Genomic DNA, 22,948 nt, shown 5'->3' on the forward strand with positions numbered 1-22,948 from the left:
CGCGCTCTCGTCCTCACTTCGTCCTCCGGAACTTCTGCACGCCGCGACCCCTCAGGCTGGTCACGTAGACGCTGCCGTCGTGCCCCACGGCGATCCCGTGCCCCCAGTCGATCTCCCCGGGACCGTCCCCCGATGTGCTCCACCGGTCCACGATGTTCCCGTCGAGGCTCATCCGCAGCACATGCCCCCGCGGCCGCTCTGGATCCTGATCGCCGCCGTCTACAACGTAGATATGCCGGTCGGGTCCGAAGGCGATCGCCCACGGTCGCCCCAGCGCGGCGCTCTTCCACTGCGCCAGGTAGTGGCCGTTCGCGCTGAAGACCTGAACACGCGCGTTCTCCCGGTCCGCCACGTAGACGCGCCCCTCGTCGTCGGTGACGATGCCGTGAGGCGTGTCGAGCTGTCCCGGCCCGAAGCCCTTCTCGCCCCACTCCATGACGAACCCGCCGTCCTCGGAGAAGCGCGCGATCCGCGCATGGTTGTAGCCGTCCGCCACGTAGATATCGCCGTCCAGGCCGAAGGCCACGTTGGTGGGCCGGTCGAGCTGCTCGGGGCTCGTCACGCACCCGATATCCGCGAGCAGTACGAGGATCCACACACCGATGCCCTTCATGGCGCCTCGCCGAGGGTCATGACCACATCCCCCTCCGCCGTCAGCTTGAACACCCGGTTCTGCTCGGAGTCCGTCACCCAGACGAAGCCGTTGCGATCCACCTCGATCCCGTGTGGATAGAAGAAAAGCCCCTCTCCCCACGCGTCGAGCAGCTCGCCCGTCTCTGGATCGAACGCCAAGATCGTGGGTTCGGGGATCGGCGCGTCGTTCCCTGACGTGCGCCCCGCCGCGTGGCTCACCAGCACGCGCCCTCGCGCGTCAACCGCCACATCAAGCGCTGGGCCGAACACCATCCCGTCAGGGACACGCGGCCACCCGTCCACCACCGCGTACGGCCCCGCAGGCGCGTCGTCCGCCGTCGGCGGTCGCGACGTGCATGCCCCCGCAAGCGCCAACCCTACCAGCCAGCGGCCCCCGCGCTGCGCCCCGGAGACCGACGTTGCGTTGCGAAACAGCCATTCCATGACCAAGGATAACAATGTTATCCTGGTGGCGTCAACGGGCGAGGTGCGGACGTGGCAGGATGGTGGGCATGGGTGTGATGGATGCGGATGAGCCGGTGGAGCGCGTGTTCATGGCGCTCTGCGAGGGACGGCTGACGCGGGACGAACTGACGGCCCGCAAGATCGCCGCATTCCTGGGCCAGACGACGATGGTGCTGTATCACCACTTCGGCTCGCTCGACGGATTCCTCATTCGCGTCGATGGCCTCGGGTGGCGGCGGCTCGCGGAGCGCCTCGACGCGCGGGCGCGCGCTGGCGCAGATGCGCGGTCGCTTGCCGTCGGTTACGTCGAGTTTGCGCTGCGCCATCCGGATCTGTACTGGCTGATGGCCGAGCGCCGCTTCGACCGCGCCCGCCTGCGCGAACAGGGGCGCCTGCGGCTCGCGCGCCCTCTTTGGAGCTCATTCGTCGAGCTCTTGCGCCATCACGGCAGCAGGCGGCCGGAGGAGGATACCTACGTGCTCTTCGCGGGCCTCCATGGCATCGCGATGCTCGCGCTGAGCGGGCGCGCCAACCTGGGTGAGGTTTCGTCCGGGGTAATTCCTTCCATCCTGGTTTCTTCCAGCTTGGGTGGATCTCTGTCTGGTTTACCAGGTACTCCAGGTACTCCACTACTCAACCCGAACCCGGGTGAGGGTCCCAACCTGGGTGAGGGGTCCGCCGCGGAGGAGGATCCCAACCTGGGTGAGGGATCGGGGGCCGCCGCCAACCCTGGTGAGGGCACCGTCGGAGATGCGGAGGTGGCCTTCGCCGCGGCACGCCGTCTCGCGGACCTCGTGCTCCCCGCCCGTCCACCCGAGCCGCCCGCCTCCCACGCGGGCCGCGACCGCGGCGGCCCCGGGCGCCGCGCCTGAGCCGTCCGCCCAGGCGCCTGCCGGTGCCAGGGCGCTCGCAGGACGCTCCGCGCGCGACGCACCGGCTTCCTGGCACACGGTTCGCCGGCCAGGAAGAAAGGGAAAGCGCGTCGACGCGCCTTTGCGCCGGGCGCATCCCTCGCGCTGCGCGGGGCTTGCGCTGGCGTTGTGCCGCTGGCGTCGTGCGAGACCGACCCCAGCATATCGCGCCCGTTCGCCGGACAGGCCTCGCCATGTCGGGCAAATCGGCACGTCCTGCGAGCTCGCGGCATCTATCTCCTTTCGGAGGTGTTATGGGCGCGCGACGCACGGTCGCTTGGTTGCTCAGCGGGGGGCTCCTCACCGCCGGCACCGGTTGTGGCAGCGACGAACCGGAGGCGCTCGGCGCAGCTCGGCTCGCGGCCGTCGCGAGGGCCGACCGCACCGTGCACGCGGTCGATGCGCTCGGCGCCCAGCACCAGGCCGCGATCGCCGCCAACGCGGACGCGAGCATCCTCATCGCGACCTACACCGATCCGCGCGGCGCCCTCGCGAATCCGATCAGCCTGTCCGGGGTTGCGCGATCCGCCGACGGCGGGAGATCCTTCGCCGAGGTTCTCGGCCCGAGCGGCGCGGGGGTGCTGCCCTCGGTCGCCGGCGGCCAGGTGCTCGGCGCCCCGCGCGTCGTCCACGATCCGACCCGCGACGTGTTCGTCAGCTCCTCCACCTACGTCCGCCCCGCCGATGGCCTCCAGGGCCTCTGCCTCCATGCCTCGAACCCCGGCAGCAGCACGGCCGGCTCCTCGTGGTCCGCACCGGTCGAGGTGACCCCCGCGTTCGTCGCGGGGGAGAGCGCCGAGCAGGCCTCCATCGACGTCAACGCGGCGACCGGGCGCCTCTCCGTTACCTGGGTTCAGCGCGGCGGAGCGTCTCCGAGCATCCTCTACAGCCACTCCGACGATCTCGGTCAGACCTGGTCGCCCGCGGCCACGATCGCGCAGGCGCCCGCCGGTGGCGATCTCGACGGGCCGAGCGCGCGCATCCTCCCCGGGGTGACCGACAGGGACTCGGTCGTCTATGCTGTCTTTCGCGCCATCGAGCCGGGGACCTCGCTGCGCAACGTCGGTTGCCGCCGGTCGATCGACGGAGGCGTCACCTGGGAGCCGCTCACCCTCCTCGACGAGACCAGCTACCCCACGGAAGACCAGATCCTCGGCGTCGACCACGGAAGGAGCGCCCCGTCGATCGACGTCGACCAGGCCACGCGGCAGGTCTACGTCGTCTATCAGCGGAGCGACGCCCACGGGACAGGGGACATCGCCTTGCGCTCGTTCACGGAGCAGTGCACCTCAGGCCCCGCCGTCCTCCTCAACAGCAATCCAGGGCGCGATCGGGCCCAGTTCTTCCCCTTCGTGGCCGTCGACCGAACGACCGGCACCGCGCACGTCGTCTACTACGACCAGGATGTCGAGAGCTCGGGCGACATGACCGAGATCGTCCACACCGCGTCGAGCGATCAAGGCGTCTCGTTCAGCCCGCCCGCGCCGATCTCGGACCACCCCTTTCACGCGGGCCACGGCAACGACGCCTCCCGGCAGAACCTCGGCGACCGCATCGGCGGCGTGGCGCTCGCCGGTGAGCTCTACAGCGTCTTCAGCATGACGGCCACCCCGCCGCGGTTCGACGAGGGGCAGCCGTCGTCGACCTCCCTGATCGCACCCAACGTCCACCTCGACGTCCTCGACGAGCTCGCCCGCGTCCCGCCGCTGCGCGCGGCCGGCGTCCGGATCGCGGACACCGCGTGCGGCGCCCTCGCGAACGAGCGCGTCGATCCGGGGGAGCTCGTCGACGTCGGCGTCTACCTCGAGAACTACCTCGCCAACGCGATCTCCGGCAGGACGACCGTCTCCCGGATCACCGCCACGCTGTCCACACGGACGCCCTCCGTGACCATCGTGAGGGCGAGCGCGCTCTACCCGGATATCGAGCCGCTCCGCACGGTCGCGGGCGACGCGCCGTTCGTCCTCAGGACGGGCCGGGACTTCGTTCCGGGAGCGCCGATCGATCTGACGCTCACGGTGAGCTCGGCTCAGGGCACGGTCGAGCTGCCGATCCAGCTCGAGACGGGCTCGCCGGGCGCCGCGGAGGTCCTCCTCCGCGAGGATTTCGACGCAGCGAGCGCGCCGGCGCTGCCCTCCGGCTGGCAGTCGGTGCGCGCCGGCGGGACGGCCTCCGCCTCGCCGTGGACCGTCGCGCAGACGCTGACGCCCGGAAACAACGCGGCATTTCACGACGAGGAGGCGGCGACGTCGCTCGTCGCGCTGGTGTCGCCCGCCGTGACCATCCCGGAGAGCTCCGGGAACTCCCACGTCACGCTCGACTTCGATCTCACCTACGAGCTGGAGGACGATCCGCAAAAGCTCGTCCAGGCGTTCGACGGTCTGACGCTGCGCGTGGAGGATGTCACGGCCGGCGCCGCGCCCCGGGCGGTGCTCGCGGAGGCGTTCGCCGAGCGGATCGTCACCGGCGGGAGCCACCACTTCCCAAAGCACCTTCCAGCCCGCGACGACCCGGACTACCTGGAAGATAACTCGGTATGGTCCGGCAGCTCCAGCGGGAGCAAGCGCGTGTCGATCCGCTTCCCTGGCGCGGGGCTGCGCGGGCGGACCGTGAGGCTCCGCTTCGACTACACGCAGGACGACAGCCGGGTCTGCACGGATATCGGGCGCCCCGGGCCGTGCGGCGTCGCGGTCGACAACATCGTGTTCGCGGCGGTGCCGATCGCGTCCGGGGCCTGCGGGGCGGATCTGGCCATCACCCAGGCGGCCGCGCCGGATCCTGTATCGCCGGGCGCGCAGCTCACGATGACGATCGACGTCGCCAACGAGGGGCCGGGCGACGCGAGCGACGTCGTCGTGTCGTCCGTGCTGCCCGCCGGGGCGAGCCTCGTCAGCGCCTCGGGGACCGGCTGGACGTGCGACCTGCCCGGCGAAGAGCTCGTGTGCCGGCGCGCCTCGCTCGCCGCGCGGGAGAGCTCGTCGATCGCGGTCACCATGGTCGCGCCCACGCTCACGCCGCCCACGGTCGACGAGGAGATCGAGAGCACGGCGACGGTGAGCGCGAGCGAGCACGACCCGGCGCCGGAAAACAACGAGAGCGACGTGCGCATCGACGTCTCCGTGCCAGCGCGCCTGATCGGCTATCTCACGGTCCTCGGCGAGCGCATCCCCGGCGAGGAGCTCGCCTATACGGCGCTCATCAGCAACACGGGGGGGCGCGTGCAGCCCAACAATGCAGGGTTCGAGTTCGTGGACGTGCTCCCGCCCGAGCTCCAGCTGGAAGGCGCGTTCGCGGACAGCGGCGCGGTCTCGGCCGATCCCGCCACCAACACGGTGGGCTGGGACGGCGAGGTCGGGCCGGGGGAGTGGGTGGCGCTCACGATGGAAGCGATCCTCCTTCCCCTGACCGATGGACTCGTCGTCACGAACCAGGGTACGCTCTTCTTCGACGCGGACTCGGACGGCGTCAACGAGTCGAGCGCGATGACCGACGAGCCCCTGTTCGCCGGCACGGCCGATCCGACGGTGCTCACGGTGAGGCCCGCCGTCTGCGGCGATGGCGAGCTCGGGCTCGGCGAGCAGTGCGACGACGGTGACCTGCTCAACGGCGATTGCTGCTCGGATCTGTGCACCGCCGAGCCGCCGACCACGATCTGCCGCTTCGCGACCTCGCTGTGCGATCCCGGGGAGTATTGCGACGGCGCAGGCAGCTGTCCGGCGGACGTGAGCCTGCCGGACGGCGCCAGCTGCGATGATTTCGATGTCTGCAATGGCAGCGAGGTTTGCTTCCAGGGACTCTGTCTGAGCGACATCCCGCTCTCCTGCGATGACGGGGATCCGACGACCACGGACGAATGCCATCCCTTCTTTGGCTGCCGGAACACGCCGATCAGCGCCACGGCGGGAGGGGGTGTAGGCGGCGATGACGGAGGGACTGCAGTAGGCGTAGGCGTGGGCGGCGGCGGCGCAGGCGACAGCGGCGTAAGCGGCGGCGGCGCAGGCGGCAGCGGCGCAGGCGACAGCGGCGTAAGCGGCGGCGGCGCAGGCGGCAGCGGCGCAGGCGGCAGCGGCGCAGGCGGCAGCGGCGCAAGCGGCAGCGGCGCAGGCGGCAGCGGCGACGCCGGAGGACCGGCCGAGGGCGCTGGAGGCAGGGGCGCCGGCGCCGGCGGCGATTGCTCCACCGATGCCGGCGGGGCGGGCGGCACAGGGGTCGGCGGTGGCCGAGATGCGGCGGGTGGGGGTGGGGAAGGGGGCCAATCCGAGGGAGGAGCGCCCTCGAGCAACTGCTGCTGTTTGAGCATCAGCTGCGCGTATGCCGTCATCGGCGGTGAGACCGGGCACGCGTCAGGAGCGGCCCGCGCGCTCGCGCTGTGCGGCGTCTTCCTGGCGCTCGGCAGCGCGCGCCGCGCCCGTCGCCGTCGCTGCTGACGGCGGCGCCCGCGCGCCCTGCGATCACCTGTAGACGAAGACCCCCTTCAGATCCTCGGTCTGCGAGATGGGCGTGCCGTCCTTCTTCGAGGTGGTCCTGAACTGGTAGATCATCCCCGGGATCAGCGCGGGACCGTCGTACTCGACAGAGACGTTCTTGCTCCCCGAGACCCTGGGGACCTCCAGGTTCTCCCAGACCTTGGCGCCGAGCGCGTCGAACAACCGCACCTCGTACAGGTCTTCGCTGGAGTCGTCCTCGAAGACGAACGTCGGTGTCCCGCTCACCTCCTCCAGCGTGCTCGCGCCGGGCGAGACCACGGCGAGCGCGCCCGTCACCTTGAACGACTCCGCGATGGGCAGGTCCTGGCCGGAGACCGTGATGCGCACGATCTCGGTCCCGCCGATCGACGTGTCAGGATCCCGCACGAGCGCGTCGTCCTCGAACGCGGCGAGGACCACGTAATCGCCATCGGGCACCCCGGCGATCGAGAACTCGCCGGTGACGTTGCCTTGCCGGAGCCCTCGCGGGGCCTCGCCGCGCGCGGTCGTCTCGTCAAAGGTATCGGCCACGACGAGGATGACCGAGGTCGCGCTCCCCCCTGGAGCATTCACGATCTCGACCTTGCCGCTCACCACCGCCGTGGCGTCTCCGGTCGCGTGCAGATCCACGCCCGTCGTCTCCTTGCCGGCGCTGACGGTCGCGCTCGCCGTGTCGAGCGCGAGGTCGGCGGCATAACCTTTCACCGTGACGTCGCCCGCAGCCACGTTGTAGATGGTGTAGCTGCCGTCGAGATCGGCCGCGCCGGTGGCGCCGCCCGCGACCAGCAGCGTCCCGCCGGGCTGGTCGGCGTGGACGACCCCGGAGATGGAACCGAGCCCCTCGCTGTCCGACAGCGGCAACAGCGAGATCTCCGTCGCCGCCGACGCGATCGCGGGCGGTTTGCCCGCCGCGGTGGAGAGGTCGATGGGCAGCGCGACCCGCGGCGCCTTCGGGAACGTCTCGTAAGCCTGCGCGTCGGCGCGCAGCGTGATGTTGGCCTCGACCGGAGCGCCGCTCGCGTCGCGCCGCGCGGGCACGACGAGCTCATAGGTCCCGTCGGCCCCGGTGATGGCCACCCGGGAGATCACCGCGTCGCTCGGGTCCCGGGCGAGCACGCGCGCGCCCGCGATGGCCTTGTCGTCGAGCGAGTCGTAGACGCGCCCCCTCAGGGTCACCGGCTCGAAGCAAGCGGGCTCGGCGCCCTCCACCTCCTCGCACACCTGCGGGGCGGCGCACCCGGTCTGCTCGGCCACCGAGCAGCTCTGCGGCTGACCCTCGTCGTCGCCGCCGCACCCCATCCCCATCAAGGCGCACAGCATCCCAACAGACATCGAGCGCATCACCATCGACTCGTCTCCTTTCAAACCACGTTTCTGCAGGCTCAGCTTCTCAGCTCGTGAGCGGCCAGCGCCGCAGCCTGCGATCCTGTCGCCGCTCCGAGCAGGGACAGTGAATCACGCAGGCGCGGCGGGCACCGAGCAGGGGGAACACATCCCTCCGGTTCTTCTGTGTCTTCATGGTTCAATCCCTGTCCTCGAATCCAGGGAGAACCCGGGCAAGCGTAGGGCTAGTTCAAGATGACCTGGCAGCAGCCGGTGATGCAGTAGTAGCCTGCGGCACAAGGCTCCTGGCCGGAGAGCCCGCACGGCTGGATCCCCGCCGCGCACTGGCCTTGGGGCTCGCCGGTGGGCCCGCCGCCGCTGCCGGTCGCGTCGCCGCCGCCGCCTGTCGCGGCTCCGCCTCCAACTCCGCCGCCCCCGGCGCCGGTGCCGGACTCGAAGCAGTCGTCTGGCAGCGTGTCCTTGCCAAGGCACAGCTCGCAGCGGCCGCACTCGTTCAGGCAAGCATCCACGGGCGTGCAGGGCTCGCAGCGGGTCGGGTCGGACTCGTGGCCGCGCGAGCAGGAGCCTTCACCGGTGCCATCGGCGTCGGAGCCGAGCCAGACGTACTTGCCGCCGCCCGCCGGCAGCTCGCAGCAGCCGAAGCAGTCGCAGCCGTTCGGCGTGAGCGGACCGCAGGTCGTATGGCACATATCGGACTGCTCGTCGTTGAGATCGCTGCAGCTCTTGCCATCGGCGCCCGGCGTCGAGGCCCCGCTGTCATAGGCGCACATCGTCCCGTTGATGGACTCCGGGTGAAAGCCGGGCGCGACCTCGTGCTCATCGCACTTGTGGTTCCAGTGGCAATCGTCGTTGCCGGAGCCGGAGTCCTGGTCGAAATAACAGTCGACGGTGCACGCCGGCCCCGCCTGGCCGGGGATCCCGCCGTAGTAGCTGCCCTCGGTGTTGTCGCACGGGCCGAGGCAGTCCGGATCCTGCGCGTCGAGGAGCCCGTCGTCGTCGTTGTCGACGAGATCCCCGCACGCGTACGTCTTGCCCTGACACTCGACGATGCTCGTCGGGGTCGCCATGCCTCCGCCGGCAGCGCCGGTGCCGGCCCCTCCGCCGCTCGCGCTGCCGCCTCCGCTCGCGCTGCCGCCTCCGCTCGCGCTGCCGCCGCCGCTCGCGGCGTCGCCTCCTCCCGCGCCGCCGGACGGGGCGGCGCCGTCAACGGTGCTGTCGCTGCAGCCGGCGCTGAGGGTGAGTCCAAACAGGGCGGTCACCAACGAGAGAGAGAGAGCTAGGCGCATGGTGTCTCCAGAGGTGGCTCAGGCGCTCCCGTCCGCAGCGCGCGCTGCGGAGCGGGACTACCGGCGCGTTCATCCGGAGCAGTTCCGCCGCGGTCAGGTCACGGCTCAGAAAAATGACCGATCGCGAAAAAAACGCGGAGCCATCGCGAAACCGGCGTGCGGTCGTGGGGTGATAACCCACGTTGTGCTCGCAGCTGTCTCTTCTCTTCCAGGGGGCAACCGAGCGGGCACGCTCGTCGCTTTCATGGGGTCGCGTGGCCGCTGCGCGCCAGGGCCGCGCGCAGCGGCGGTCACGCCGCGTGATCGCGCCGCCGGCGGGCGCCCAGGCCCAGCGCGCCAGCGAGGAGCGCCACGAGGCCGACGAGGGCGCCGCCGCGCTCGCCTCGCTGCATCGCGCAGACCAGCCCGGACGAGACCTCCGGCTCCGTGGACCCGCCGCCGCTGCCCGCACCGCCGCTGTCGTCGCAGGCGTCGCCCACCCCGTCGGCGTCGCCATCCCCCTGATCCGCGTTGGCCGCGAGCGGGCAGTTGTCGTCGTCGTCCGGGACGCCGTCGTTGTCGTCGTCCGCGTCATCGACGTCGCAGGCGTCGCCTTGATCGTCCTCGTCGTTGTCGGCTTGATCCGCGTTGGGGACGGAAATGCAGTTGTCCTGCTCGTCCGGGACGCCGTCGTTGTCGTCGTCTTCCTCGCAGGCGTCGCCCTGACCGTCGCCGTCGCTGTCGGCCTGATCGGGGTTGTGCTCCTCGTCGCAGTTGTCCGCCGCGTCGCTCAGGCCATCTCCGTCCACGTCCTCGCAAGCGTTGCCAACGCCGTTGTCGTCGGCGTCCGTCTGATCGGGGTTCGGTACGTGCGGGCAGTTGTCCGTCTCGTCCGGTATGCCGTCGCGGTCGCCGTCGACGTCGGCCCCGAGGTCGCAAGCGTCGCCGCGGCCGTCGCTGTCGCCGTCGGTCTGATCCTGGTTGGGCACGTGCGGGCAGTTGTCCTCCGCGTCCACGACGCCGTCGTTGTCGTCGTCGTCCTCGCAGGCATCGCCGTCGCCGTCGCCGTCCGTATCTTCCTGGAACAGATTGGAAACGACAGCGCAGTTGTCCTCCACGTCGACCACGCCATCGTCGTCGCTGTCGGGATCGCAGGCGTCCCCGAGGCTGTCCCCGTCCGCGTTCTCCTGGCCAGGGTTCTGATCCGCAGGGCAGTTGTCCTCTCCGTTGCGCAGGCCGTCGCCGTCGGCGTCGATGTCGGGCTCGCAGAAGTCGCCGATGCCGTTGCCGTCGCTGTCCTCCTGGTTCGGATTGCGCGTAGCAGGGCAGTTGTCGCAGAGATCGCCGATCTTGTCGTCGTCTCTGTCCTGCTGGAGCGAGTTCGGTACGTGCGGGCAGTTGTCGACGTCGTTGTCGATGCCGTCGCCGTCGTCGTCACCGACCTGACAAACGTCGCCGGTGCCGTCTCCATCGGAGTCCACCTGATCGGCGTTCGCCGTGAAAGGACAGTTGTCGTCGGCATCCAGGACACCGTCGTTGTCGTCATCGTCGTCGCAGGCGTCGCCGGTGTCGTCCGCCTCCGCATCCGACTGGTCCGGGTTCATCGCGACAGGACAGTTGTCGCACGCGTCGCCGATGCCGTCGGAATCCGAATCCCGCTGATCCTGGTTGGGAACGGACGAGCAGTCGTCGCACGCATCGCCGACCTCATCGCCGTCGGCATCCGCCTGGTCCGGATTCTGGATCTGCAGGCAGTTGTCCGCTGGATCCACGACCCCATCAGCATCGGTATCAGGGTCCTCCGCCCAGCCCGTCGCTGGCAGGATCAGCCCGAACAGGCCCGCCACGAGCCCCACCGAGAACCGTCGCCCGCGCGACCGCACGCCGCTCGTCCCCGCACGTTTCATCGCGCCTCCATCCTTCATGGCCTTCATGGCGACAGCTTGGTCACGAACACGTCCGTGCCCTCGCCTCCCTCGATCCGCTTTTCCCCGAACGTCACCCTCCCGGTGAACGCGCCGGTCACGTAGACCTGCCTGTCGCGGTCGATGGCCACGCCCGTCGCCCGGTCCGCGCCGGCGCCGCCGAAGCGGTGGCTCCACCGATAATCGCCCTCCGGATCGAGCTTGGCCACGAACACGTCGTCGTCCCCCGCGCTCGTCACCGACCCGTCCGCCAGCGTCGTGTCTCCGCGGAACCCCCCCGCGACGACCACGTCCCCCGCGCCGTCGACGAGGAGCTGCCCCAGCGACGCGCCGTCCTCGCCGATCACCCGGCTATAGATGTGCTCGCCCTGCGAATCGAGCTTGGCCACGAACACCGCCTGGTGCTCTCCGGCCGTCCGAGGGCCCCCGCCGAGATCGATCGTCGCGCCGAACTCCCCGCCGACGATCACATTGCCCGCCCCGTCCACCGCGACCGCCTTGGCCCGCTGCGGCCCCGCGTCGCCGAAGCGCTTGCTCCAGCGGTGCTCGCCGAGCGCGTTGAAGCTCGCCACGAACACATCGAAATCCCCGGCGCTCTCCAGCGGCTCGCCGCCCAGATCGAGCGTGCCGGCGAAATCTCCGATCACGATCGCGTTGTTGCGCGCGTCCATCGCCACGGCGCGGGCCTGCTGATCGAAGCCGTCGCCGAAGCGCTTGCTCCAGAGCAGCACGCCGTCGTTGTTGAAGCTCGCCAGAAACACGTCGCTGCCCCCGGCGCTCTCGAGCCGGTCCTTGCCGACGTGCAGCGCGCCCGAGAAGCGGCCGGCCACGACGAGGAGCCCCGCCGCCGTCGCCGCCACGCTCGTCGCCGCCTGGAAGCCGATGCCCCCGAGCGGCTGCAGCCACAGCTCCTTCCCCTCCGCGTCGAGCCTCGCGACGTAGCCGTCTCGCCCGCCGGCGCTCGTCCGCGGCTCGCCGCCGAACTCCAGCGTGCCGGAGAACTCCCCCGCGACCAGGAGGCCCTCGTTCCCGTCCGGCACGAGCGCGTTCACCGTCTGCGGATCGAACGCACCGAAGCGTTTCAGCCCGAGCCCCGACCCGTCGCTCGCCGCGAGCCGCGCCCAGAAGACGTTCTCCTCGCCGATCGGGGTCACGCTCTCGTCGTCGAGGGCCACGTCCTCCGCCTTCGTGAGCCTGCCAACGAGCGCCGCGGTGCGGTCGTCGAAGACGGCCACGCTCGCCCCTGCACGCTCCCCGTCGCCCCGGAGCGCGCGCGCCCACTGCACCTCGCCGCCCGACTGCGGCGCGCCGCCGCCCTCGCCGCCGGCCCCCGCGGGGGTCGACAGGCTGAGCTCGGGAGCGCAACCGAGCGCCGCGGCGCCGAGCGCCGCAGCGCCGACCATCACGACGCCGAGCGCCGCGCCGGCTGTCGCCGGATAGAGCCTCCGCACCCTCATCAGAACACCCCCTGCCACACCACGCCCTGCGCCGTGGGCGTCGCGATCGGCACGAGCGACGACGCCCGCTCGCCGCCCGCCCTGGGCCGCAGGAGGATGCCGCCCAGCGCCGCGCCCACGCCCGCGAGGCCGACCGCGCCGAGCGTCACCGACAGCCCCAGGCTGCGGTTCCACCGCGCCCGGAGCGCCTCCATGCTCTCGAAGTCGTGGACGCCCCGATCGCATACGGACCCGGGGCACTCGTCCTCGACCCGAGCCCGCGCGGCCAGGTGGTCGGCAGCGAACACCGCGCCCCCCGCGAGCGCCGCGAGCCCCACGCCGCCCGCCGTCCATGCCCACAGCGGCACGGGCGCGCGGGGCTCCGTCGGCGCGTCCGCGGGCGGCAGCTGCCCGCTGCCCACGTTTGCGCCCATGCTCCCACCTGCGGCTGCGCCTGCCGTCGGCTCGGTCGACTGCCCTGGTACGAGGCGGATGCGGACCTCCGCCGGCGCGCGCTCCGCCTGCTTCAGCGTGACCTCGCGCCGCGCCGTCTGGAAGCCAGGCGCCGTCACCACCACCTCGTGGCGACCCGGGTTGAGCTTGCGCGGGTAGGGGAGCGCCGCGCGGGGGATCGGCTGGCCGTCCACGCGCGCGTCGATCTGGTCGAGCGCCGCGCCCTCGACCCGGAGCTGGAGCGACGGGATGCGCGCCTCGAGCTGCTCGACCATCGCCGCGGCGGCCGCCCGCGCCTGCGTGAACACCGGCGGCTCGTCGCTCCCGAGGGGCAGGTGGACGACCTCGTAGGCCGTCTCCCGGGCCTCGATCAGGCGACCGAGCGCCTCGTCGGCACGCGCGAGATCGAGTCCCGTCGTGGGGGCGCGCACGAGCGCGTGGGCCGCCTGGAAATCCGCGTGGGCGCCGGCGACGTCCCCCGCGTCGCGCTTCTTGCGCCCCTCGATGAGGAGCGTCCGCGCGGTCTGCCGATCGGCCGCCGAGGGCTCGGCCCGCGCCGGAAGCGCCCCGGCGACCGAGAGGACAGCCAGGGCTATGCCTGCGGCGCGGGAGGCACGGGGGCGCAACAATTTCATCTCATCACCAAGCCGCCCGGGACTGTCCCGGACTACTCGATCATGATCGCACGCCGCTCGCGCGGGGGTCAACTACGCCAGCGCGCGCGCATCGTGCTCATGGGGCCATGGCGCGCGCATCGCGTAGGGCGTCGATCGTGTTGATCATGTCGATCACGTCGACCTACGTCCCTTGCGCTCACCGCTCGTCGGCGTTCGCGACTCGCTCCGTTCACGTGGCCGGGCGACTCTGGTGCAGGGGCACGGCGGCCGGCTGGCCGGCGACCCCCTCCCGCTCCCCCGGCGGCGAGACCGATCCTCCGGCGCTGACAGGCGCCTCGCTCGGCGCGATCGGCGTGAGATCGGCCGTCGCCGGGCCTCGGAGGACGCGGCCCATGGCGTCGAAGCGGGCGCCGTGACAGCGGCAGTCCCAGCTGCGCTCCGCGGAGTTCCACGAGACCAGGCCGCCGAGGTGGGTACACATGGCCGACATCTCGTGGATCTGCCCTTGCGGATCACGGTAGACGGCGAGCTTCCTCAGGCCCCTGCGCACGACGGCGCCGGCGCCGGGCGCGATCTGCGCCACGTCAGGGACATCGCCCTTGCCGAGCCATGAGGCGTACTGGCACGCGACATTGAGGTTCTCCTTCGCAACCTCGGAGACGGCGGCCAGGCTCAGGTTGACGCGGGTGGGATCGAAGAGCGACGCCATCCGGCTCTCGCGGCCCTGCACGAGGTCGGAGATCACGAGGCCCGCGATCGTCCCGTGCGTCATGCCGTTGCCACAGTCGCCCGTGGAGATGAGGATCCTCGATCCCTTCTTGATGCGACCGATGTACGCGAGGCCGTCGACCGTCTCCATCACCTCGCCGGACCAGCGGTGCAGCACCTCGCCGGTCTGCGTGAAGCGCTCTCTCGCCCACGCATCGAGCCGCGCGTGGCGCTGGTCCGCGTCGCTGGCCTGTCCGGTCTTGTGGTCCTCTCCTCCCACGAGGAGCACCTCGTCCGGGCCGTCCGCGCAGTTGATGTTGGCGAGGCGCACGTAATGGAACGGCTCGGCCGTGTCCCAGTAGAGCCCCGGCGGGACGGCGCCCCGGGGGATGCGCAGGCCGACGACGTAGGTCCGGTAACCGGCTTGCTTCAGGTGGACGGCGATGCGCGGAAGGAAGGGGGAGTTCGTGGCGAGCACGGCCTCGCCGGCGGTCACCCGGTGCCCGCGCGCCGTCTTGACGACCACCCCGTGAGGCACGGCGTCCTCGTCGACGTCGACCACGTGCGCGAGCGTGTAGAGCTTGCCGCCGTCGCGCTCGATCGCCCGCGCGAGCCCCGCGAGGTACCTGCGGAGATGAAACTGCGCCTGATCGGGGAAGCGGACCGCGGGCCCCGTATCGAAATCGAGCAGCGGCGCGCGGTCGACGTAATGGGTCGAGCCGAGCCCGGCGCGGTGCGCGGCCTCGATCTCGTCCCGGAGGGTGGCCGGGGGCGACCCCGGGGCTGTGAAGAGATAGCCGTGGACGCGCCGGAAGTCGCAGTCGATCTTCTCTTCCGCGACGATCCGCTCGATCGTCTCGATGGCCGCCGTGTGGCTCCTCGCGGCGACGCGCAGGCGGCTCTTGCTGTGCAGCTTCGCGAGCGAGGCCCAGCGCCGGTCGAGCGCGTGCGTGATGTGCGCGGTGGTGAGCCCTGACTCGCCCCCGCCGATGGCGCCGTTGTCGAGGACGACGACGCGCTTGCCGGCCTTCGCGAGGAGATACGCCGTCGTCAGCCCGGCGATCCCCGCGCCGACGACGCACACGTCCGCCTCGTGGTCCGTCGCGAGGGGGGGCATCGGAGGGATGGCGGCGTGGGTCCAGGCGGTGTTCTTATCGTAGGCTCGCTCCGTCATAGGCGCTCCGCGTCTGGACGCCGAGCGCTTTGGCCCGGCGCTTCGTCTCGGTGATCGGTCGTGGGGTCCGCCGTCCGGGAGGCGTGATGATCCGCCGCGCCGGACGCCCCGGATACGGCCTCCATGGCCGCCGCGCCGCCGGCGCGCGCGGGGGGACGCGCGCCGGCGGCGCTCTTCGTTCGCGCGCGAATGCGCGCTCGGGTGAGCTCGTCAGGCCCCTCCCGCGGGTCGGCGGAGAGGTGGTTGTGCCGTGGCGCTCCTGAGCCAAGCCACCCACATCACTCGCGGGACGATGCAGATCGCGTACCGCGCCCACCGCCGCCCGGCGCGGCTTGTATGTTGGACGTGCCGCGGGGCTCGCGGTGGGGCATTCTGCCACGATGAGGCAACCCTGCGGCGCGCGTGGCGCGCGTCCGAGGCCATCGTAGGCCGTGTGCAAAAGCACGGTTGGTCAGCGGAGAGTCCCGTCCAGGCGAGGCGCGCCGTCCAGGCGGGACGCGCCGTTCCGGCGGATCCATGGGGTAGCCGATCGTTGCCACGAACTCGCCGCGATAGCTGCTTGATTCGACCCGCGCGCACGCGTACTTGACGTCCACGACACAGCAGATTGAGGACGTTCGACAGCCCACGGCGAGGGGGGTCGAACTGGCCTTGGCTCCACCGAGCGCCGGCGGCTCGGGCTCTTCGTCGAGACATGGAGGATGGATGAAAGCGCACTTGGTGACGAACGTGGCTCGGATTGCTCTTCTGACGAGCATGGGACTTCCCCTGGGCTGCAACGGCTGCGACTCGGAGCCTGAGGACGGCGTCACCTCGTCGGCGAGCGGCGTCGGAGGCGCCGGCGGCGAAGGCGGCGCCGGCGGCGAAGGCGGCGAAGGTGGCGAAGGCGGCGAAGGTGGCGAAGGCGGCGAAGGCGGCGAAGGTGGCGTCGCCGGGCAGGGCGGGGCCGGAGGTGGCGGCGGGCAAGGCGGTGAAGGGGGGGCCGGGGGACAGGGCGGGGTCGGAGGCGCCGGCGGCAGCGGTGGAGTCGGAGGCGCCGGCGGCAGCGGTGGAGTCGGAGGTGCGGGGGGGCAAGGTGGCGAAGCGGGCGCCGGTGCATCAGGTGGAGTGGGGGGCGCAGGCGGCGACGGGGGCGCGGGCGGCAGCAGCGGCGGCGGCGAGCCTCCGGCGTTCCTCGGAGATGCCCTGTGGGGGCTCGGCGCCGGTGAGGCGGAGAACGAGCGAATCGAGGCGATCGCGGCGGATCCGCACGACAACGTCGTCCTGGTCGGCGGCTTCGAGACGGCGATCAACTTCGGTGGCGAGGCGGACGCCCTCGCGAGCGACGGTGGTCTCGACCTCTTCGTCGTGAAGCTCGACGCGGCGGGAGGCCACGTCTGGAGCAGGCGATTCGGGGGCAAGTCCGATCAGGTCGCGTTCGCGGTGGCCACGGATTCGAGCGGCAACGTCGTCGTCGCCGGGGAGTTCGAGGGAACCCTCAACTTCGGCGCGGGCGCGAGCACGGAGCTCGTGAGCGCCGGTGGGAAGGACCTCTTCGTCGCCAAGCTCGACGCCGACGGCAACCACCTCTTCAGCAAGCGCTTTGGCGGCGAGCTCGACCAGGGCGCCACGGCCGTGGCCGTCACCGAGGAGGGCGAGATCGTCGTCCTCGGCATGGTCGACGGCAGCATCAATTTCAGCGAGGCGCCCGGGACCGCGCTCGAGGGGAGCGGCGGTCCCAACGTCGTCGTGGCGAAGCTCGACGCCGGCGGCGGCCACCTCTGGAGCCGGCGGTTCGGGTCCGCGGAGAGCTGGCAGCGCTTCCGCAGCATCGCGGTCGGCGGGTCGGCCCTCTACGCGGCCGGCGCCTTCGGTGGAAAGCTCGAGATCGACGGCCACGTCGTGGAGAGCGCCGTCGACGGGTCGCGCGACGACGAGCCGATCCACGGCATCGATGGGCTCGTCCTGCGGTTCGATCTCGCGTCGGGCGGCCTCGGCTGGGGTCGGTCGCTGGGCGCCGCCGGCGAGCAGTTCGCCAAGTTCATCGGCCTCGGGCTCGACGGCCATCCGGTCGTCCTCGGCAACTACAGCGCTCCGTTCCGCGTCGGGCCCACGGACATCGAGCGCGCCGCGGTCGGGGATTACGACCTCTACCTGGCCCGGCTCGACGCAGAGACCGGTGAGCCGCTCGCCGCCCGTGGGCTCCCGTCCGCGGGCGACGAGTTCGTCTGGGGCTTCTCGCAGGACCCCTGGGGCAACCACGTGCTGAGCGGTTACTTCACGGAGGCGCTCGAGCTCGGCGGGGCGCCCGTGGAGATCGAGCCGCCCGAGTCGGGCGATGCGTTCATCGCGAAGCTGAGTCCGGACTTCTCCGAGGAGCTCTGGTCCGACGTCTACCGCGATGGGGTGTTCTGCTTCTCGACGGCCCAGGCCGTCACCGGCAGCGGGAGCACCGTTGCCGCCGGCCTCTTCCACGGCGCGCGGATCGAGCTCGGCGGCGGCCTCCCCGCCATCGAGCACAGCGCACCTGTGGGCGATCGCAGCAACGGCGACGTCTTCCTCGTCACCCTGTCGCCGTGACGGACGATGGGGCGCGCAGGCATCCCCGCGCGCCCGATCACCGGCGGCGATCTGCCGCAGGGCTGCTCAGTTCGTCTCGTGGCGCGTCTCGACGGCGTCGGCGTGCCGTGCGGCGCTGCTGCCCTGCTCGCCCTCGCGCTCGCTCTCCTCCGGCGCGCCGCTCTGTCCGTCGCCGCGCGACTCGCCGCCCTTGCGGCCGATCTGCGCCATGTGTCCGCGGTTCTGGCTCACGGCCGCGCCGCCCTTGCGGCCGATCGCGGCCATGTGCTCTCGATTCTGGCTCACGCTCGCGCCGCCCTTGCGGCCGGCCGCGCGCGCCTCCTCGGAGCTGAACTCGTGGGCCGTGCCCTTCTCGTGCGCAGCCTTGCCGCCCATGCTCGCGATCGCGCGTTGCTGCTTCTGGTCCATCGCGGCGAACCCACGACTGCTGCTCTGACCGTGTTGCTGTGCCATGCGTCGTCTCCTTGGTGTCTGGGCGCATCGCTCCAGCGCCCTCGCGGGGCGACCCAGGCGTGGTGCCCTGTCGGATCGTCGCTGAACGATGCCGGCTCCTCCGGGGGACTGCAACGTGAGTGCCATGAAGAGGGATCCATGGCCACGCGACGTCACCGGCGCGGATCCAACGGGGCTTCCGTGGGATTCTCGTGAGCGCTCGGGAGCGTTCAGGGTGCGCTCCAGCAGGGTGAGGTGACCGCGATCCTCCACGCGCGCCCGGGAAAGACGCGGTTCCTGCGCCGACGTGCGCAGCGCCCGTCGCGTCGCGTTGCGTCCAGCGCCGCTCAGCCCGGCCGAGACCGGCGTTCCAGCGGATGCCCCGTCGCGCGGCAGACTGCCCCACCGGTCGTGAGCGCGCGGGCCATCGCGCCTCGTCCGCGCCGCGCGGTCGAGATCCACGGCGCCCTCTCGTGTGGACGCCTCCAGCGCTCGCGACGTCGCCGACGTCACGGCCGCCGGGCCGCCGCGACGATCGAGCTCCGGTGCCCAGCGCGCTTGACTGCGCGCGTTCTCGATCGCCATCGCCGATCCCCCGACCGGCGTTGTGGGCACAGCCGTCCCGCAGATTCAGGGGCGCCGCCGTCGCGCAGATTCTGCGCGTCCGGGAGCCCGGCAGCTCAACCTGGGACGCGCCAGCGAGCGTCGCGGCAGCCCAGCCTGGGAGCCCGGCAGCTCAACCTGGGAGCCCGGCAGCTCAACCTGGGAGCCCGGCAGCCCAACCTGGGAGCCCGGCAGCTCAACCTGGGACGCGCCAGCGTCGCAACCTGGGACGCGCCAGCGTCGTGGTGACGCGTAGACCCTGCGCCGCTGCGTCGCCGCGTTCGCACGCGAGCGGTCCGCCGAAGCGGCGGTTGGGCTGTCGCACGAGCGCCATGCCGGGGGCGTCGAGGCCCCTACCGCTGTCAGGCGGCGCGAAGCGGCCCGTCAAAAACTCGACATCCGTGTGGCCCCCGAGTTGCTCCGCCTGTTGCCTCCCGGTCGCTGGAGCGTCACCGATGTCACGGTGACGCCACGCGCGAACACGTGATACAGAGCGGCCCGGCGTCATCCGCCCATGCGCACCATGCCATCCCTGGAACGTCCCCGAATGCAAGAGAGGCTCACAACGGACTGCGATGAGGTCGCCGGCTCCGGCGGGCTGGTCGACGTCGAGCGCGAAGGCGCGCTGTTGAAGGACGCTCTGCGCGGCCTGGTCGGCGTGTTCGCTCTCCACGACGCGATCCTCATCGGCTATCTCGCCTTGACGACGATCTTCCTGCTTGGCGCGCCGCCGACGGAGCTGCGAGCGCAGTGCATGAACCGCAATCTGGCGGGCATCGCCGCCCTGGTGTCCGTCTGCGTGCTCGTGCGCCGCGCCACGATGCTGGCGCCCTTGCTCCGGAGCGTCCTTTACCGACTCTCGCTCGTCGGCGCCTTCCTCCTCAACTACCTGTCGCTCCGGACCCTCCTGCCGACGGTCCGGAGCGACAGCGTCGACGCAGAGCTCCTCCGCCTCGACCTCGTCCTCTTCCACGTCGAGCCAGCGCTCTGGATGGAGCGCTTCAACACGCGCCCGATCGTGGAGTGGTTCTCCTTCTTCTACTTCAGCTACTTCTTGATCTGTTTCCTCTCGATGGTGCTGGCGGTCTGGGTCGCCCGCCCCGGCCGGGGGACGACGGAGTACGCGGTCGGCTCCTGCATCGTCTACTGTGTTGGCCAGCTCGGCTACATGGCGGTCCCTGCGTACGGCCCCATCCAGGCGCTGAGCCACCTCTATCAGGGGCCGCTGGACGGCGGCTTCTTCTGGGGCTGCGTGAGCAGCGTCGTGCAGGCCGGCGGCGCGATGAAGGACGTCTTTCCCTCCCTGCACACGGCCGCGCCGCTCTGGTTCGCCCTGTACACGTTCCACCGCGCCCGCACCGACCGGCGCCTCTTCTGGCTCGCCGTAGTGGCCGCGTTCTTCTCGATGAACATCATCGTCTCCACCATGCTCCTCCGCTGGCACTACGCGGTCGACGTCGTCGCCGGCGCCGTCCTGGCCGTGGGCACGGCGTGGCTCACGCCGCGGCTCGTCCGCTGGGAGGAGGGCCTCCGCGCCCGCATGGGGCAGCCGCAGCCGTGGAGCTTCCGGTAAGCACGCCTCTCCGGCACTGGCGCGCTCCAGTCCCGCGCGCCTTCGCGTCGGGGGAAGCTGGCCTCAAGGAGCCGGCCTCGGCCTGAGCTCGGTGAGCACGAGTGCCCGCGGCCTGCTCGATCTGGCGGCCGCTCAGGCGAGCGGTGCCTCCCACGCTTTCAGCGGCGCACCCCGTGAGAGCTCGTCGGCGCGGTCAACCGTCGGCTGGAGCCGCGGTGCTTCGTGGACGCGGGCCGGCGGCGCCTCCATCGCCGCAGGCGCCTCGGCGGCGCTCTCCGGCAGGAATCCATCCGACTGCTTGCTCCAGAGCCGCTTGTAGGCCCCGTTTCGCGCGAGCAGCTCGGCGTGCGTGCCGTCCTCGATGATCCGGCCGTTCTCGAACACCAGGATGCGGTCGAGGTGGACCACGGTCGAGAGGCGATGGGCGACGACGAGCACCGTCTTCCCCTTCATGACATCGTCCATCGTATCCTGGATGGCCTGCTCGGTGATCGAGTCGAGGCTCGAGGTCGCCTCGTCGAGGAGGAGGATCGGCGCGTCCTTCAGGATGACCCGCGCGATGGCGATGCGCTGCCGCTGGCCGCCCGAGAGCTTGACGCCGCGCTCGCCGACCATGGAGTGATACTGGTCCTTCATCTGCACGATGAACTCGTGCGCGTGCGCCTTGCGCGCGGCCGCGACCACCTCTGCGTCGGTCGCGTTCAGCCGGCCATAGCGGATGTTCTCGAGGAGCGTCCGGTGGAAGAGGCTCGGGTCCTGCGGGATCAGGCTGAGCTGCGCGTGCAGCGCGTCCTGCGTCATGTCTCGGATGTCCACGCCGTCGATCAAGATGTGACCGGAGTCGATGTCGTAGAGACGCAGGATGAGGCTGACGAAGGTGGATTTGCCGGAGCCGGAGAAGCCGACGAGCCCGACGCGCTGGCCGCGCGGGATCGTCACGTCGAGGCCCTCGAAGATCGGCTGACCGGGCGTGTACCCGAAGGTCACGCTCCGGAGCTCGATCCGGCCGCGCTCGAGCGTCGGGGCGACGGCCTCGGGGCGGTCGACGAGCTCGTGGGAGCGGACGATGGTGTTCACCCCGTTCGCGACGTTGCCGACGAACTCGAAGAACTCGAGGAAGCGGCGGCTGAGGTTGCGCGCCTCGTTGATGATGAGGAGCGACAGGCTCGTCGCCATGACGAACTCGGCGACGCCGATGTCGCCGTGCTCCCAGAGCCTGAGCGATTGATAGAGCGTCCCCACCTTGAGCAGCGCGGCGGACGCGAACTGGAACCAGCGCACGCGCTCGGAGTACCAGTTCGATCTGCGCACCGCGCGGAGCTCGTGCTTGAGCTGCTCGTCCAGGTACGCGCGCTCGAAGCCGAACCGGGCGAAGAGCCGCGCGCTCGTGAGGTTCGTGACGGAGTCGACGAGCTTGCCTGTGGTCTCGCTCCGCGCGGACGCGGCGCGCACCGCGTGGGGCTGACACCGGGTCGCGAGCCAGTAGGAGATGCCGACGAACAGCACCGCCCAGGCCGAGACGACCGCGGCGAGCGCCGGGTGAGCGCGGTAGAGCAGCCCGATCGAGACCGAGAAGACGATGGCGATGGGCCAGAAGTCGAAGAGGATGGCCCACAGGGTCTGCGAGACCCCCATCGACGTCTCGCTGATCCGGTGGGCGAGCGCCCCGGCGAAATTGTTGCTGAAGTAACGATGGGAGTGGTGCTGGAGATACGCGTACAGATTGCGGGTCACGTTCTGTCGCTGCCACGGCCCGACGAGGATCTGGCAGAAGCCGGCGATCCGGCTGAACAGGAACTCGCCGGCGATGAGCGCGACGAACAGCGCCAGCGCGTCGCGCTGCCGTCCGCTCAGCGCGGCGCGGCCAGCGCCCGACGCCTGCGTCACCCCCTGGATGACTTGCCCGATGGCGTACGGGATCATGATCCCGCACGATGCGTGGGCGGACTCGAACACGAACATCGCCAGATACCAGGCGCGGTAACGACCGACGAAGTGAACGATGAACCGGAAGGGCGTGTCCGGGAGCGCCGGAGCGCCGGGGGCGCGCTGCAGAGAGGTCTTGAGTTCCACCGAGATGTCCTGGGCGCCCTGCGCGCCCTCATGAGATGACGGTCATTGCGCGCACCGCCCTCCAATGCCAAGTGCACTAACCGGGCCAGCTCTGCCCTGACCGTGACCGTGGAGGCGCGGTGGGAGGGGGCTGCTGCCTCAGCAGCAGCCGGTGGTGATCGGCTGCTGCGGCGCGCGCAGGGGTGGTCGTGGGCTCGAACGATCCGGAGCCACGCGCGGGCCGCCGTGGAAGTTCAAGGGTGGTTGTCGCTCGGCCCTTGCGTGGTCGGCGATCTCCACTAAGCGCTTCAGGATGAGCTGTTCTCTGCCTC

Annotated in this window: 14 protein-coding genes; 4 read left to right on the forward strand and 10 right to left on the reverse strand. The window is 71.1% G+C overall.

All coding sequences use genetic code 11. The features are described 5' to 3' along the window. Window positions 1-13: 13 nt before the first annotated feature. Window positions 14-613 carry a 6-bladed beta-propeller gene (locus WMF27_RS13110; RefSeq protein ID WP_437768538.1) on the reverse strand — a complete coding sequence of 200 codons (600 nt, stop codon included), beginning with the start codon at window positions 611-613 and terminating at the stop codon, window positions 14-16. Next, entirely contained in the window at window positions 610-858 is a 249-nt protein-coding gene (locus WMF27_RS13115) for a hypothetical protein (protein ID WP_437768537.1), read from the reverse strand. Before WMF27_RS13115 ends, WMF27_RS13110 begins: the two co-directional genes overlap by 4 nt. Before the next feature lie 287 nt (window positions 859-1,145). On the opposite strand from WMF27_RS13115, the gene WMF27_RS13120 reads away from it, so the two are divergent. Together WMF27_RS13120 and WMF27_RS13125 are read left to right on the forward strand one after the other, a co-directional pair. Further along, window positions 1,146-1,970, forward strand: coding sequence for a TetR/AcrR family transcriptional regulator (locus tag WMF27_RS13120; protein ID WP_437768536.1), 825 nt, complete (start codon window positions 1,146-1,148; stop codon window positions 1,968-1,970). A 293-nt stretch (window positions 1,971-2,263) separates the two neighbouring features. Further along, window positions 2,264-6,436 carry a hypothetical protein gene (locus tag WMF27_RS13125; protein ID WP_437768535.1) on the forward strand — a complete coding sequence of 1,391 codons (4,173 nt, stop codon included), beginning with the start codon at window positions 2,264-2,266 and terminating at the stop codon, window positions 6,434-6,436. 24 nt (window positions 6,437-6,460) lie between these two features. Here the strand turns inward: WMF27_RS13125 and WMF27_RS13130 are convergent, their stop codons facing one another. From WMF27_RS13130 to WMF27_RS13155, 6 genes are all read right to left on the reverse strand, one after another. Further along, entirely contained in the window at window positions 6,461-7,816 is a 1,356-nt protein-coding gene (locus tag WMF27_RS13130) for a hypothetical protein (protein WP_437768534.1), read from the reverse strand. A 227-nt stretch (window positions 7,817-8,043) separates the two neighbouring features. Next, window positions 8,044-9,105, reverse strand: a complete 1,062-nt coding sequence (locus tag WMF27_RS13135) for a hypothetical protein (RefSeq protein WP_437768533.1) — start codon at window positions 9,103-9,105, stop codon at window positions 8,044-8,046. A gap of 290 nt (window positions 9,106-9,395) precedes the next feature. Further along, a complete protein-coding gene (locus WMF27_RS13140; protein ID WP_437768532.1) occupies window positions 9,396-10,991 on the reverse strand; it encodes a thrombospondin type 3 repeat-containing protein in 1,596 nt (531 codons plus the stop codon). A 23-nt stretch (window positions 10,992-11,014) separates the two neighbouring features. Continuing rightward, a complete protein-coding gene (locus WMF27_RS13145; RefSeq protein WP_437768531.1) occupies window positions 11,015-12,466 on the reverse strand; it encodes an SBBP repeat-containing protein in 1,452 nt (483 codons plus the stop codon). Further along, complete coding sequence (locus tag WMF27_RS13150) at window positions 12,466-13,533, reverse strand: hypothetical protein (RefSeq protein WP_437768530.1); 1,068 nt, start codon at window positions 13,531-13,533, stop codon at window positions 12,466-12,468. The genes WMF27_RS13145 and WMF27_RS13150 overlap by 1 nt, the downstream gene beginning before the upstream one ends. A 211-nt stretch (window positions 13,534-13,744) precedes the next feature. Further along, window positions 13,745-15,397 carry an FAD-dependent oxidoreductase gene (locus WMF27_RS13155; protein WP_437768529.1) on the reverse strand — a complete coding sequence of 551 codons (1,653 nt, stop codon included), beginning with the start codon at window positions 15,395-15,397 and terminating at the stop codon, window positions 13,745-13,747. Window positions 15,398-16,153: 756 nt separating this feature from the next. On the opposite strand from WMF27_RS13155, the gene WMF27_RS13160 reads away from it, so the two are divergent. Continuing rightward, window positions 16,154-17,956, forward strand: coding sequence for a PE-PGRS family protein (locus WMF27_RS13160; protein ID WP_437768528.1), 1,803 nt, complete (start codon window positions 16,154-16,156; stop codon window positions 17,954-17,956). 66 nt (window positions 17,957-18,022) lie between these two features. Here WMF27_RS13160 and WMF27_RS13165 read toward each other — a convergent pair whose 3' ends face one another. After that, window positions 18,023-18,409 (reverse strand): KGG domain-containing protein, encoded by a 387-nt coding sequence (locus WMF27_RS13165; RefSeq protein ID WP_437768527.1) that lies wholly within the window; start codon window positions 18,407-18,409, stop codon window positions 18,023-18,025. Between the two features lie 1,129 nt (window positions 18,410-19,538). Between WMF27_RS13165 and WMF27_RS13170 the strand changes: the two genes are divergently transcribed. Next, window positions 19,539-20,564, forward strand: a complete 1,026-nt coding sequence (locus WMF27_RS13170; protein WP_437768526.1) for a phosphatase PAP2 family protein — start codon at window positions 19,539-19,541, stop codon at window positions 20,562-20,564. A 132-nt stretch (window positions 20,565-20,696) separates the two neighbouring features. On the opposite strand, the gene WMF27_RS13175 is transcribed toward WMF27_RS13170, so the two are convergent. Beyond that, window positions 20,697-22,637 carry an ABC transporter ATP-binding protein gene (locus WMF27_RS13175; RefSeq protein WP_437768525.1) on the reverse strand — a complete coding sequence of 647 codons (1,941 nt, stop codon included), beginning with the start codon at window positions 22,635-22,637 and terminating at the stop codon, window positions 20,697-20,699. Between the last annotated feature and the right edge of the window lie 311 nt (window positions 22,638-22,948).

It is taken from the genome of Sorangium sp. So ce281 (assembly GCF_051527395.1).
Lineage (GTDB): Bacteria > Myxococcota_A > Polyangia > Polyangiales > Polyangiaceae > Sorangium > Sorangium cellulosum_B.